The sequence below is a fragment of the Streptomyces lomondensis genome (assembly GCF_014651035.1).
Classification (GTDB): domain Bacteria; phylum Actinomycetota; class Actinomycetes; order Streptomycetales; family Streptomycetaceae; genus Streptomyces; species Streptomyces lomondensis.
In genome coordinates, this window is the sequence record NZ_BMWC01000004.1 from 444,907 (window position 1) to 458,572 (window position 13,666).

Sequence of the window (13,666 nt, forward strand, 5' to 3'; positions counted from 1 at the left end):
GGCCGCACGTACCGGCACGGTCACAGCCGTCGCCACCGGCTGTCGCCGTCATCGCCGCCCCGTAGTCTGTACGCCACGTACGGACGTGTCAGTGCATCCGGTGGGGTCACAGGAACGGGGCAGCGGTGTCAACGGGGGAGTACGGGCAGGCGGACGGGGCCGGTCGGCTGCTGGCGGGCCGCTATCGCGTCACGGCCCGGCTGGGCCGCGGCGGCATGGGCGTCGTCTGGAAGGCCGTCGACGAGGTCCTGGGCCGCGAGGTCGCCGTCAAGGAACTGCGCACCTACAACGACGCCGCCAGCCCCGAACTGGCCGCTCTGCAACTGCGGATGCGGCGCGAGGCACGCGCGGCGGCCCGGGTGCGCCACCCCGGTGTCATCGCCGTGCACGACATCGCCCAGGTCGACGGACGGCCGCTGATCGTCATGGAACTGGTCGACGGGCCGTCCCTGGACGACGTCCTGCGCGACCGCGGCACGCTCGACCCGCGCGAGGCGGCCGGCGTCGGCGCCAAGGTCATGGACGCGCTGGCCGCCGCCCACCAGGCGGGCGTCCTGCACCGCGACGTGAAGCCCGGCAACATCCTGCTCGACCGCTCGGGCCGGGTCGTCCTCACCGACTTCGGCATCGCCACCATGGACGACCCGGGCGACGGCTCGGCCACGCACCTCACCCGCAGCGGCGAACTCGTCGGCTCCCTTGACTACCTGGCGCCCGAGCGCGCCCAGGGCGCCGACCCGGGCCCCGCCTCCGACATCTGGGCCCTGGGCGCCACGCTGTACGCGGCCGTAGAGGGCGCCTCGCCCTTCCGCCGCACCTCCACGTTCTCCACGCTCACCGCGATCGTCACCGAGCCGCTGCCGGAGGCCCATCGCGCCGGCCCGCTCGGCCCCGTCCTGCAACGGCTGATGGACAAGCGCCCCGAGGCCCGCCCGGAGGCCGACGAGGCCCGTGAACTCCTCCGGACGGTGGCGGACTCGGGCGGCACGGACACGCCGACGTCCTCCCTGCGGGGTCCCGCGGTCGCGCCCCCGCGCCCGGAGACCGAGCGCAGCGTGCCGTCGGTACCGCCGGGCTTCGGCCCGCCACAGCAGGTGCGGCCGGGCGCCGCCGGGCCGCCCGAGAGCCAGGGCACTCCCGGGCCCGGCTCGGCGGCGGCCTTCGGGGCCGCCGGGGCACCGGGAGCGGCGGGGCACACAGGACCGGGCACCTCCGCCCCCACGCAACGCCGCAACAAGACCCGCGCCCTCCTCGCCGCCGCGGCCGTCACCGTCGTCCTCGCGGCGGCCGGCACCACCGTCGCCCTGCTCCGGGGCCCGGACGGCGCGGACTCCGGCGCCCGCACCGACGCCGCCGACGCCGCGGCCTCCGAGCCCGGCCCCACGGACGACGGTTCGAACGCCCCGAGGCCCACACAACAAGGCGACGAGAAGGGCAAGGCCCCCTCCGAGAAGCCCGAGGACAAGAAGGAGCCCGAGCCCTCCGGCCGGCCCTCCACCTCGGCTCCCGCGAAGTCCTCCGGCGGAACCTCCGGCGACACGACCGGAGGGACGTCGGGCGGCACCTCCGGCGGCGGCAGCACCGGCGGCGGTTCCGGCGACGGCGGCACGACAGGCGGCGCCCCGACCACCCCGGCCCCGTCCTGCCACGCCATCGGCGGCGGCAAGTACAACTGCCACGTCTGGAAGACCGCCAAGTCGTACACCGCCTCCGGCACCGAGGTCGGCGTCCTCAACGCCGGCACCAACTACTTCTACTGCCAGCAGAACCTGGGCCGGCGGGAGACCGACGGCCAGTGGACCAACGTCTGGTGGGCGAAGACCGACGACGACAGCGGCAACACGGACGTCTGGGTCAGCGACGTCTACATCAAGGGCGGCGACAACGACGCGCCGGTCCCGGGGCTCCCGGTCTGCTGAGCACGCGCCGACACCGCCGCGTACCGCTCCAGCCCGGAGGCCGTCACCATCTTCTCCTCGACGAACAGCCGCGTGCCCCGCTCGCACAGCCGCCGGTCGCCGCGGGCCCGCTCGCAGAACTCCTCGGGCACGACGCCGAACAGCTCCCGGAAGCGCGGCAGGCCGACCAGGAGCTCGGTGAGCAGCGCCCGCTGGCCCGGGTGGGTGCGGGGTGCGCCCGTGCCGTCCTGCAGCACGCCGTGCCGGTTGACGTAGGCGTACGCGCCGGGCAGCCGGGTGCCGTCCGCCAGGTCGATCCGCACGTCGGGCCCGGGCAGCCAGGCCCGGTCGAAGTTGCCGCCCGGCACCGGCGCGCCCTCGCTCGCGTCGATCACCGCGAGCTGCTCGGCGTCGAGCCAGAGGACGAACAGCTCCCGCACGGTGTCCGGGGCGCTGACCGGCGAGGCCGAGACGTATCCCATGCGGCTCACATGCGCCGAGACCCCGGCGTCGACACCGGTCACCCGGGCCTTCACCATCGGGAGCGGCGACATGATCCCGAACTCCAACATCTTGTGCCGCAGCTGCCCCGGGCAGGCGTTCGAGCCGATGGCCAGGACCGGCGTGCGGTCCTCGTGCACGAGCCGCTCCAGCGGCAGGAAGCAGTCGCCGTCGAGCAGCCCGGAATCGGCCGGCCACGCCCCCGGATACAGCAGGGGGTGCTCGCGCGGCGCCTCGGCGAGGCCGAGTGCTCGCAGCGTGCGATCGGTGTGGTGGTCCATGGGCCGCTCAGTCCGCCGGGGGGATCTCGCCCGAGCCGCGGGTGATCAGCCGGGTCGGCAGCTCGATGCGCTCGGGGGTGACGAGGATGCCGTCCAGCTGCCGGAAGAGGCGGTCCGCGGCGGTGCGGCCGATCTCCGCCGCGTCCTGGGCGACGACCGTGACGCCCGGCTGGAGCAGGTCGGCGAGCTCGATGTCGTCGAAGCCGACCAGGGCGACGCGGCGGGTCTGCTCGGCGAGCACGCGGATCACGGTCACCGTCACCCGGTTGTTGCCCGCGAAGACCGCGGTGACCGGGTCCGGGCCGGACAGCATCTCCCCGGCGGCCCTGCGCACCCGCTCGGGGTCGGTGACGCCGAGGGACATCCAGGAGTCCGCCACGGGTATGCCCGCGTCCTCCATCGCCGCCCGGTAGCCGCGCAGCCGCTCGGCGGCGGTGTGGATGCGGGGCATGTCGCCGATGAAGCCGATCCGGCGGTGGCCGTGCGCGATGAGGTGGGCGACGCCGTCGCGGGCGCCGCCGAAGTTGTCCGACAGCACCACGTCGGCGTCGATGTGCCCGGCCGGCCGGTCCACGAACACCGTGGCGACCCCCGCCTTGAGCTCCGGCTCCAGATACCGGTGGTCGTCCCCGGCCGGGATCACCACCAGGCCGTCCACCCGCCGCGCGCACAGGGCCAGCACCAGTTCCTGCTCGCGTTCCGGGTCCTCCGCGCTGGAGCCGTTGATCAGCAGGGCGCCGTGCGCGCGGGCCACCTCCTCGACCGACCGGCTCAGCGGCCCGTAGAACGGGTCCGCGAGGTCCTCCAGGACCAGGCCGATGCTCGCCGTACGGCCCTTGCGCAGCACCCGGGCGCTGTCGTTGCGCCGGAAACCGAGGGCGTCGATCGCCTCCTGGACCCGCCGCTCCGTCTCCGGTGTGACCCCGGGTTCTCCGTTCACGACCCGCGAGACCGTCTTGAGGCCCACCCCGGCACGGGCGGCCACGTCCTTCATGGTCGGACGGTTGCCGTAGCGCGTTGCGGAGCGGAGGTGGGTCTGGGGCACGGTGCGGTGTCCTGTCCTGTCGTCCACGGGGGTGCGTCGGTCCTGGGTTTGTATGAGGATGTGGCGTCGAGCATAGAGCCTGGACAACGTTGTCAGGCTCGGGGGAGACTGTCCACCGCACTCTCCGGCTCGCGCACCATCGCGGGACCGGCCCGCTGTTCGCCCTGCCTGATGGCTGTTCTCGGCGTTTTTTCTCATGGTTGACGGGGAGATCCGACACTGATGCACACCGACCTCGTGGCCGCGCTCGACATAGGCGGCACCAAGATCGCCGGCGCTCTGGTGGACGGCCACGGCCGGATCCTGGTCCGCGCCCAGCGGCCGACGCCCGCCCGGGAAGGCGGCGACACCGTGATGCGGGCCGTGGAGGAGGTGCTCGGCGAGCTCACCGCGTCGCCGCTGTGGGTGCGCGCCACGGCCGTGGGGATCGGCAGCGCCGGGCCGGTGGACGCCTCGGCGGGCACGGTGAGCCCGGTGAACGTGCCCGGCTGGCGCGACTACCCGCTCGTCGCCCGGGTCCGCGCCGCGGCCGGGGACCTGCCCGTCGAGCTGATCGGCGACGGCGTGGCGATCACGGCGGCCGAGCACTGGCAGGGCGCCGCCCGCGGCCACGACAACGCGCTGTGCATGGTCGTCTCGACGGGCGTCGGCGGCGGCCTGGTGCTCGGCGGCCGGCTGCACCCCGGGCCCACCGGGAACGCCGGGCACATCGGCCACATCAGCGTGGACCTCGACGGTGACCTCTGCCCGTGCGGCTCGCACGGCTGCGTGGAGCGCATCGCGAGCGGCCCGAACATCGCCCGCCGGGCCCTGGAGAACGGCTGGCGCCCGGGCCCCGACGGTGACACGTCCGCCGCCGCGGTGGCCGCCGCCGCCCGGTTCGGCGACCCGGTCGCCGTCGCCTCCTTCGAACGGGCCGCCCAGGCCCTGGCCGCCGGGATCGCCGCCACCGCGACCCTGGTGGAGATCGACATCGTCGTGATCGGCGGGGGAGTGGGCAAGGCGGGCGACATCCTCTTCGCCCCGCTGCGCAAGGCCCTGCGCGCCTACGCGACCCTGTCCTTCGTGCAGCACCTGACCGTGGCACCGGCCCAGATGGGCACCGACGCGGGCCTGGTGGGCGCGGCGGCGGCAGCGCTGGCGAAGCGCGCGGACGCTGCCGCGGCGGGGGTCTGACACCGGGCAGGAACGTTCAGGCGGTGGGGACGGGAAGTCTCCCGAGCCCCACCCGCCGCTGATCCGGAGGGAACCGCTCCGACACGGTCCGCATCTGGCCCGGCGTGAGCGTCGTGATGTTCTTCTTCGGGCTGGTCTTCATGGCCGGGTGGGCGGCGGCCCTGGCCGCGCTGGTGTACGCCGTCGTCACGCTGGTGCGCGCCCGGTCGCAGGACTGGACGCGGCGCCGGGGACACCCCGCGGTACGGCTGCTGGTGCCGGCGCCCGCGTACCGGCGCTTCGACGTCACGCTCGCCGTGACGGCCCTCCTCGCCGACCTCTGGCTCGTGTCGGCGGTGATCGTGTTCGGGGCGGACGGCGTCTTCACCGAGGACTGGATCGGCTACCCCGGCATGATCGACCCCACCGGGCAGGGATACCAGGCCGGCGTGGAGAGCATGCTGCGCACAACCGCGTGGTGGACCTCGGGGATCGCGGTCCTCGCCCGCTGCTGGATCACCGCCGGCGTCCAACTGTGCGTACTGCCGCCCGCGGCGTGGTGGATCGGCTCGTTCGACACCTACTACACCTGACGGAGACCGGTACTGCACCTGACGGAGACCGGTACTGCACCCGACGACCGGCCTTCGACGTGTCGGTCAGTACCGTACGGATCCGGCTGTCCAGGAGATGACGTGGCGTTGGACGCTCCGCTGGGCATGGCGCCCCCTTCGGCACCGCCGACCGCCGGGCCATGACCAGCCCTACGAGCGGCTGGTCCCCTGGACCGTCGTGCCGGCCGCACCGCCGGTGCCACTGCAGGAAGTGAACGTCCCGCACGACCGGCCGCTGGTACCGATCCCGTTCCTTGATGGCGGCAATCCGGTCGACGTAGGCCGGCGGGACTCGTACTCTCCCGTGGTGCGCCCACACCGCGACATCGACTCCTGGCAGCAGGTGAAATCCAAGCGTGACTTCACCGCCTACCTTCAGCTGATGTCGGCCGACTGCGAGACCGCGTGCGGCGGGCAAGACCCCGGCATGCCCACAGCACAACACTGGACCAACCAGTCGGTCGATGGCTTCCTCTGGGCCTGGGTCCGGCTGCTGGAAAGCCGGATCAACGGTACGGACCTGCTGCACGAAGAGGCTCCCGGCAGGCCCGGGTGGCAGGGACTGGCCTTCCAACTGGACACCCTCCGCACCTCACCGCCCGGATTCGACAGCGCTCCCGCCGATGTGGTCACCGCACCGGGCTCGGTGGGCAGTGCCCGCGACCTGCGCCTCTATGCCGCGACGCTCGCTACCGACTTCGCCCGCGACCAGCGGGAGAGGCAGGCGAAGCTCAGCCGTGGTGAATGGGCCGGTGACGGAGGAACCTGGGCGCACGGCACCCTGTACAACGTGCTCGATGCCTGGGCCGCCTGGCTGGGTGCCGACTCGCCGTTCCATGCCCGACTCGAACCGGTCACCTGGTGGTCCATCGCCCACCAGCTCTCGGCCGCCCGGATCTACGAATAGCCCCGACTGACCAGATCGTCGGGGACGACGAGCGAGTCGGACCAGATCATCTGAGAGGCACCTGACGTTCGGCGCGAAGTTGAACCCGGCGTGGGACCCGGCCCTGGCCGAGCGGCGTATCCGCCTGGTGGGGCGGAATCCCGAGCAGAAGGCGGGGCAGCTCTCGGGTGGTCAGCGGGCGCGGCTGGCGCTGACCATCGCGGCGGCCAGCGGCCCGAGCTGCTGATCTCGACGAGCCGGCGGCGGCGCTCGACCCACTGGCCCGCAAGGGGTCAAGCACATCGCGTACCGTCCGAAAGTACGGAAGAGCGTTGACCGTGCGGGATACCGGGCTCTGTCTCGGAAACCGACCGCATGTCCGTGCGATATGGCACGATCGCGCATGTGAGCAGCAGACCCGCCTCGGCGCAGCGCCTGAGCGACCTCGCCCGGCTGCGCCGGGTCAAGGACCGGATCGACCGGGAGTACGCGCAGCCTCTGGACGTCGAGGCGCTGGCCCGGGGTGTGCACATGTCGGCCGGGCATCTCAGCCGGGAGTTCCGGCAGGCGTACGGGGAGTCGCCGTACAGCTACCTCATGACGCGCCGCATCGAGCGGGCGATGGCGCTGCTGCGCCGCGGCGACCTCAGTGTCACCGAGGTGTGCTTCGAGGTCGGCTGTTCGTCGCTGGGCACCTTCAGCACCCGCTTCGCCGAGCTGGTCGGCATGCCGCCGAGCGCCTACCGGCGCGAGGCGGCGCGGGCGACCGCGGGTATCCCGTCGTGCGTGGCCAAGCAGGTCACCAGACCGGTCAGGAATCGAGAAGCGCCCGCCGGGAGCCGAAATTAGCGTGGAGGCCATGGACATCACCATTCACGCCAGTTTCCTTCCGCACGACGACCCGGACGCCGCCCTGGCCTTCTACCGCGACACCCTCGGCTTCGAGGTACGCAACGACGTCGGCTACGAGGGCATGCGCTGGATCACGGTCGGCCCCGCCGGCCAGCCGGGGACGAACATCGTCCTGCACCCGCCGGCCGCCGACCCCGGCATCACCGAGGACGAGCGCCGCACCATCGCGGAGATGATGGCCAAGGGCACCTACGCCAGCATCGTCCTGGCCACCAGCGACGTCGACGGCACCTTCGAGCGGCTCCAGGCGAGCGACGCCGAGGTGGTCCAGGAGCCCGTGGACCAGCCGTACGGCGTTCGCGACTGCGCCTTCCGCGACCCCGCGGGCAACATGGTCCGCATCCAGCAGCTCAAGGGTCAGTAGCAGCCCCCGTAGCAACCCACCCCCGCGCCGCGCCCCGAGGGTCCGGCGCGGGGAACGAGATCGCCCGAGCGCGGCAGCCCCGCCCGACAGATGGAGACACCATGAGCCAGGCCACGACGACGGACAGACAGTCGCCCGGGCCGCACGTTGCCGACAGCCATGACGTGATCCGTGTGCACGGCGCACGCGTGAACAACCTCAAGGACGTCAGCATCGAGATCCCCAAGCGCCGGCTGACGGTGTTCACCGGTGTCTCCGGCTCGGGCAAGAGCTCGCTGGTGTTCGACACGATCGCGGCGGAGTCGCAGCGGCTGATCAACGAGACCTACAGCGCCTTCCTCCAGGGCTTCATGCCGAACCTGGCACGCCCCGAGGTCGACGTGCTGGACGGGCTGACCACCGCGATCGCCGTCGACCAGCAGCGGATGGGCGGCGACCCGCGCTCCACGGTCGGCACCGCCACCGACGCCAACGCGATGCTGCGCATCCTCTTCAGCCGGCTCGGCGAGCCGCACATCGGCCCGCCCAGCGCGTACTCCTTCAACACCGCCTCGGTCAGCGCGAGCGGCGGGATCAGGGTCGAGCGCGGCGCCGACAAGACCAGGACGGTCAAGGCGACCTTCTCCCGCACCGGCGGCATGTGCACCCGCTGCGAGGGCCGCGGCAAGGTCTCCGACATCGACCTCACCCAGCTCTACGACGACTCCAAGTCGATCTCCGAGGGCGCGTTCACCATCCCCGGCTGGAAGTCGGACAACGTCTGGACGGTGGGCCTGTACGCCCAGTCCGGCTTCCTCGACCCCGACAAGCCGATCCGCGCGTTCACCAAGAAGGAGATGCAGGCCTTCCTCTACGGCGAGCCGACCAAGGTCAAGGTCAACGGCGTCAACCTCACCTACGAAGGACTCATCCCCAAGATCCAGAAGTCGTTCCTGTCCAAGGACAAGGAGGCGATGCAGCCGCACATCCGGGCGTTCGTGGAGCGGGCGGTCACCTTCACCACCTGCCCCGAGTGCGACGGCACCCGGCTGACCGCGGCGGCCCGGTCGTCGAAGATCGGCGAGATCAGCATCGCCGACGCCTGCGCGATGGAGATCCGGGACCTGGCCGAGTGGGTCCGGGGCCTGGCGGAGCCGTCGGTGGCGCCCCTGCTCACCGCGCTGCAGGGCACGCTCGACTCGTTCGTGGAGATCGGCCTCGGCTACCTCTCGCTGGACCGGCCGGCGGGCACGCTGTCGGGCGGCGAGGCGCAGCGCGTGAAGATGATCCGCCATCTCGGCTCCTCGCTCACCGACGTCACCTACGTCTTCGACGAGCCCACCATCGGCCTGCACCCGCACGACATCCAGCGCATGAACGACCTGCTGCTGCGGCTGCGGGACAAGGGCAACACGGTGCTCGTCGTGGAGCACAAGCCGGAGGCGATCGCGGTCGCCGACCACGTCGTCGACCTCGGCCCCGGAGCCGGGACGGCGGGTGGCACGGTCTGCTTCGAGGGCACGGTCGAGGAACTGCGCGGGAGCGACACCGTCACCGGCCGTCACCTCGACGACCGGGCCGCCCTGAAGGAGTCGGTCCGCAAGCCCACCGGCGCCCTGGAGATCCGGGGCGCGTCCGCCAACAACCTGCGCGACGTCGACGTCGACGTGCCGCTGGGGGTGCTCACCGTCGTCACCGGAGTCGCCGGCTCGGGCAAGAGCTCCCTGCTGCACGGATCGATCCCCGCCGACGCGGGCGTGGTCTCGGTGGACCAGAGCCCGATCAAGGGATCCCGGCGCAGCAACCCCGCGACCTACACGGGCCTGCTCGACCCGATCCGCAAGGCGTTCGCCAAGGTCAACGGCGTGAAGCCGGCCCTGTTCAGCGCCAACTCCGAGGGCGCCTGCCCCACCTGCAACGGCGCCGGCGTCATCTACGTCGACCTGGGCATGATGGCCGGCGTCGACACCCCCTGCGAGGACTGCGAGGGCAAGCGGTTCCAGGCCTCGGTGCTGGAGTACCACCTCGGCGGCCGCGACATCAGCGAGGTGCTGGCGATGTCGGTGGCCGAGGCCGAGGAGTTCTTCGGCGCCGGCGAGGCGCGCACCCCGGCCGCGCACCGGATCCTGGAGCGGCTCGCCGACGTGGGGCTCGGCTACCTCACCCTCGGCCAGCCGCTCACCACGCTCTCCGGCGGTGAGCGGCAGCGGCTGAAGCTGGCCACGCACATGGCCGACAAGGGCGGGATCTACCTCCTCGACGAGCCGACCACGGGCCTCCACCTCGCGGACGTCGAGCAGCTGCTCGGTCTGCTGGACCGGCTGGTCGACTCCGGCAAGTCGGTCGTCGTCATCGAGCACCACCAGGCGGTCATGGCGCACGCCGACTGGATCATCGACCTCGGCCCCGGTGCGGGCCACGACGGCGGCCGGATCGTCTTCGAGGGCACGCCGGCCGACCTCGTCGCGGCCCGCTCCACGCTGACCGGGGAGCACCTGGCCGCCTATGTGGGCGCCTGAAGCGACCCCACCGGTACGCCAGGTCGGACATAAGGGGCAAAAGATGTGAATAGCGGCACGTTCCGAGGGCACTCCGTCTCCTGAACCACACCTGAACCACCCCCCTCGGAACGGAGCCGCTGATGATCATCAAGAAGATGCACGAGATGGGCGTCCGCAGCGAGCACGCCTACATGGCCGCCATGGCGTCCGTCGGCTTCAGCGTCGTCGCCTGGATGGGCTCCCTGAAGATGGAACCCGGCACCGGCCTCGCCCGTGCCGACCGCTGGGGCATCTTCATCGGCGAATGGGCCCCCACCTTCTTCGGCCTCGGCCTCGCCCTGTCCCACTACGAACAGCACGACGGCACCCTCACGGCCGACGTCCACGAATTCCGGCAGACGAGGAAAGCCGGCTGAACGGCCCAGCCCGACGAGCGCTCGGCGCCGCCTTCGCGGACCCTGATGCCATGGCGTCCGTGAAGCCCGTCGTGGTCTACCCACCCGCCGCGGACGGCGGCCGGCGGGTCCGTGTGGACGACCGGTTCCTCGGAATCGCGTACGGACTGCTGGACGTCGCCGAGTTCCTGCGGCGGGCGGGGATCGAGGACGCCGACGAGGCGTACGTGGCGGCGTCGGCGCTGATCGAGTGGCGCGGCGGCGGCCCCGGCGCATGGGGCGCCGAGCCGGACGGCGACCCCGCGTGAAGCGTTTCGTCGCCCGGTCGCGTGCTGCTGCGTGACCCCGAAGCGGGTCCGGCAGTTGTGCCGGGCATGAAGAAGCGCAGCATGCTCGCCATCGCCTCCCTCGCCACCGGTTTCGTCGTCGCGGCGGTCACCCCGTCCCACGCCCTCGGGGAGAGCCTCGGCACCCTCAGCGTGGACGACACCCTCAAGACGCTCGACAAGACCGTCGCCAAGGACAGCCTGTCCCTGGACCGGGAGGACGGCAGCCAGCAGAAGGAGAAGGGCTGACGAGCCGCCCGGCCCCGGCCCACGGCGCCGGCGCTCCCGCACCAGGGGGCGCCGGCGCCGTCGTCATGCGCCCTCAACTGCGGCTGGTTTTCGTGGCAGGGTGAAGCGGGCAAGCCTCAGGGGGCCAACAGAAGAGGGGGACCTGTGACCGTCGTCTGGATCAACGGCGCGTTCGGTGCGGGGAAGACCACCACCGCACGGGAACTGATCGAACTGATCCCGAACAGCACGCTCTTCGACCCGGAGGTCATCGGCGGCGCGCTAGCCCACCTGCTGCCGCCCAAACACCTCGCCGAGGTCGGCGACTTCCAGGACCTGCCGATCTGGCGACGGCTCGTGATCGACACGGCGGCCGCGATGCTCGCCGAGCTCGGCGGGACCCTGGTGGTCCCCATGACCCTGCTGCGCCAGGAGTACCGCGACGAGATCTTCGGCGGACTGGCCGCGCGCCGGATACCGGTCAGCCACATCCTGCTCGCTCCGGCCGAAACGATACTGCGGGAGCGCATAGCGGGCCGCGAGGTTCCGCCGGACCTCCCCGACGGCGAGATGCGAATACGCCAGTGGTCCTTCGACCACATAGAGCCCTACCGCGCCGCCCTCGCCTCCTGGCTCACCGCCGACGCCCACCCGGTCGACACCAGCGACCTCACGCCGTACCAGACCGCCGCCCGGATCGCCGAGGCCCTCACCGACGGCACCGTGCCCGTCTGCGACATCGTGCAGACACCCGAGCCGACCGCCGAGACGCTCGCCGCCGGGGTGCTCCTCTTCGACGAGCGGGACCGGGTGCTGCTCGTCGACCCCACCTACAAGCCCGGCTGGGAGTTCCCCGGCGGGGTCGTCGAGCCCGGAGAGGCGCCCGCGCGTGCCGGGATGCGGGAGGTCGCCGAGGAGACCGGCATCCGCCTCGACGAGGTGCCGAGCCTGCTCGTCGTCGACTGGGAGCGCCCCGCGCCCCCCGGGTTCGGCGGACTGCGGCTCCTCTTCGACGGCGGCCTCCTCGACTCCGCGGAGGCCGGACGGCTGCTGCTGCCCGGCCCGGAGCTGCGCGACTGGCGGTTCGTCACCGAGGAGGAGGCCGCCGAACTGCTGCCACCGGTGCGCTACGAGCGACTGCGCTGGGCGCTGCGGGCGCGGGAACGCGGAGCGGCGTTCTACCTGGAAGCCGGAGTTCCGCTCGGCTGACACCGAGCCGTCGCGTCCGCCTTTACCCGGCGCGGGGGATTCCGAGGGAAAAGCGAGAGGAAACACCGCCGGAGCCACTGCCAATCAATTCCCAAGGAATCTCCCGCACTCCTTCACGCGGCGGGTAATCACATTTCCCACCCCCGTCAACACTTCTCCATGACCGCAAACAATCCCTTTTCCGGGTCCTGCTCGGCTTGACCGGACTCGCACGGCATTGCGAAAGTCCGCAGAGTCTCACGGCGGCAGTAACGACCGCCACCCAATTTCCTTGCCCCAGGGGCAGATCCGGGATGTCCGTACGATGACCACGCAACACCAGCCGGTCGACACCGGCGGCGGCACCGCGCTGCTGGCCGAGCCGTCGACGCAGGACCCCAGACCCGGCGGCACGGTCGTCGCCGGCCGCTCACCGGCCCGGATGGCCTGGCGGCGGATCAGGCGGGACAAGGTCACCCTGGCCGCCCTGGTGGCCACCCTCCTGTTCATCGCGATCGCGACGCTCGCACCGGTCCTCACCGCGGTGACCGGCTGGGGACCGATCACCCCCGACAACAAGGCGATCAACCCGGACACGGGCAACTTCCCCTACGGATCGCTGGGCGGCATCAGCGCCCAGCACCTGCTCGGCGTCGAACCGGGCACCGGCTACGACCTGTTCGCCCGCGTCGTCTACGGCCTGCGCACCTCCCTCTACGTGGGATTCGCCTCGGCCCTGCTGTCCACCGCGGTCGGAGTCGTGGCCGGGCTCGCGGCCGGCTACTTCGGCGGCTGGGTCGACTCCCTGCTGTCCCGGATCATGGACGTGATGCTGGCGTTCCCGCAGCTGCTGTTCATCATCGCGCTCACCCCCGTGATCCAGAACGCGCTCCAGACCAACAGCCATGGCGGCACCGACGAGAACCTCCGGCTGCTCGTCCTCATCCTCAACATCGCGGGCTTCGCCTGGGCGTACACCGCCCGCCTGGTGCGCGGACAGGTGCTGTCCCTGCGCGAGCGGGAGTTCGTCGACGCCGCGCGGCTGATGAGCGCCGGCCGGCGGCACATCCTCTTCCGGCAACTGCTGCCCAACCTCTGGGCGCCGATCCTGATCTCCTTCGCGCTCGCCGTCCCGCAGAACATCACCACCGAGGCGGCCCTGTCGTACCTGGGCGTCGGCGTCATCCCGCCCAACCCCGACTGGGGCGCCCTGCTGTCGGACGCCTCCCAGTTCTTCCTCCAGGACCCGATGTACCTCTTCGTGCCCGGAGTCCTGCTCTTCCTCCTGGTCCTGGCGCTCAACCTCCTCGGGGACGGCGTGCGGGACGCCCTGGATCCCCGCGCCCGGCGCGGCTGACACAGCCACCCCCCGAGTCTCGGCCCGGCGGTCCCA

General features: G+C 72.0%; 15 protein-coding genes. 13 read left to right on the top strand and 2 right to left on the bottom strand.

The genetic code is table 11. The features are described from left to right. Nucleotides 1–125 precede the first annotated feature (125 nt). Nucleotides 126–1,919: a serine/threonine-protein kinase gene (locus IE255_RS17160; RefSeq protein WP_190051131.1), complete on the top strand. Its 1,794-nt coding sequence runs from the start codon at nt 126–128 to the stop codon at nt 1,917–1,919. Here IE255_RS17160 and IE255_RS17165 read toward each other — a convergent pair. Beyond that, on the bottom strand, nt 1,865–2,680 hold the full coding sequence (locus IE255_RS17165; RefSeq protein ID WP_190051132.1) for a hypothetical protein: 816 nt from the start codon (nt 2,678–2,680) through the stop codon (nt 1,865–1,867). The two genes, IE255_RS17160 and IE255_RS17165, sit on opposite strands and share 55 nt — an antisense overlap. 7 nt (nt 2,681–2,687) lie before the next feature. After that, nucleotides 2,688–3,674, bottom strand: coding sequence for a LacI family DNA-binding transcriptional regulator (locus IE255_RS17170; RefSeq protein ID WP_267974635.1), 987 nt, complete (start codon nt 3,672–3,674; stop codon nt 2,688–2,690). Nucleotides 3,675–3,947: 273 nt separating this feature from the next. On the opposite strand from IE255_RS17170, the gene IE255_RS17175 reads away from it, so the two are divergent. The 12 genes from IE255_RS17175 to IE255_RS17230 all read left to right on the top strand — a co-directional run bounded on the left by IE255_RS17175 (nt 3,948) and on the right by IE255_RS17230 (nt 13,630). Next, on the top strand, nt 3,948–4,901 hold the full coding sequence (locus tag IE255_RS17175) for an ROK family protein (RefSeq protein ID WP_190051134.1): 954 nt from the start codon (nt 3,948–3,950) through the stop codon (nt 4,899–4,901). A gap of 104 nt (nt 4,902–5,005) precedes the next feature. Next, complete coding sequence (locus tag IE255_RS17180; protein ID WP_229906450.1) at nt 5,006–5,473, top strand: hypothetical protein; 468 nt, start codon at nt 5,006–5,008, stop codon at nt 5,471–5,473. A 199-nt stretch (nt 5,474–5,672) separates the two neighbouring features. After that, the gene (locus IE255_RS17185) at nt 5,673–6,401 is read left to right on the top strand and encodes a hypothetical protein (RefSeq protein WP_190051135.1); all 729 of its coding nucleotides are present in this window, start codon (nt 5,673–5,675) and stop codon (nt 6,399–6,401) included. Nucleotides 6,402–6,480: 79 nt separating this feature from the next. Further along, on the top strand, nt 6,481–6,627 hold the full coding sequence (locus tag IE255_RS17190) for a hypothetical protein (RefSeq protein ID WP_229906451.1): 147 nt from the start codon (nt 6,481–6,483) through the stop codon (nt 6,625–6,627). A 128-nt stretch (nt 6,628–6,755) separates the two neighbouring features. Next, nucleotides 6,756–7,229: a helix-turn-helix transcriptional regulator gene (locus tag IE255_RS17195; protein ID WP_267974571.1), complete on the top strand. Its 474-nt coding sequence runs from the start codon at nt 6,756–6,758 to the stop codon at nt 7,227–7,229. Nucleotides 7,230–7,239: 10 nt separating this feature from the next. Then, nucleotides 7,240–7,656 carry a VOC family protein gene (locus tag IE255_RS17200; RefSeq protein WP_190051137.1) on the top strand — a complete coding sequence of 139 codons (417 nt, stop codon included), beginning with the start codon at nt 7,240–7,242 and terminating at the stop codon, nt 7,654–7,656. Nucleotides 7,657–7,757: 101 nt separating this feature from the next. Further along, on the top strand, nt 7,758–10,154 hold the full coding sequence (locus IE255_RS17205) for an ATP-binding cassette domain-containing protein (protein WP_190051138.1): 2,397 nt from the start codon (nt 7,758–7,760) through the stop codon (nt 10,152–10,154). A 122-nt stretch (nt 10,155–10,276) separates the two neighbouring features. Further along, a complete protein-coding gene (locus IE255_RS17210; protein ID WP_190051139.1) occupies nt 10,277–10,552 on the top strand; it encodes a hypothetical protein in 276 nt (91 codons plus the stop codon). A gap of 50 nt (nt 10,553–10,602) precedes the next feature. Further along, on the top strand, nt 10,603–10,839 hold the full coding sequence (locus IE255_RS17215) for a hypothetical protein (protein WP_190051140.1): 237 nt from the start codon (nt 10,603–10,605) through the stop codon (nt 10,837–10,839). 66 nt (nt 10,840–10,905) lie between these two features. Next, nucleotides 10,906–11,106 (top strand): hypothetical protein, encoded by a 201-nt coding sequence (locus IE255_RS17220; RefSeq protein WP_190051141.1) that lies wholly within the window; start codon nt 10,906–10,908, stop codon nt 11,104–11,106. A gap of 144 nt (nt 11,107–11,250) precedes the next feature. Continuing rightward, nucleotides 11,251–12,294, top strand: coding sequence for an NUDIX hydrolase (locus tag IE255_RS17225; protein ID WP_190051142.1), 1,044 nt, complete (start codon nt 11,251–11,253; stop codon nt 12,292–12,294). Between the two features lie 304 nt (nt 12,295–12,598). Then, complete coding sequence (locus IE255_RS17230; protein ID WP_190051143.1) at nt 12,599–13,630, top strand: ABC transporter permease; 1,032 nt, start codon at nt 12,599–12,601, stop codon at nt 13,628–13,630. Nucleotides 13,631–13,666: the final 36 nt, after the last annotated feature.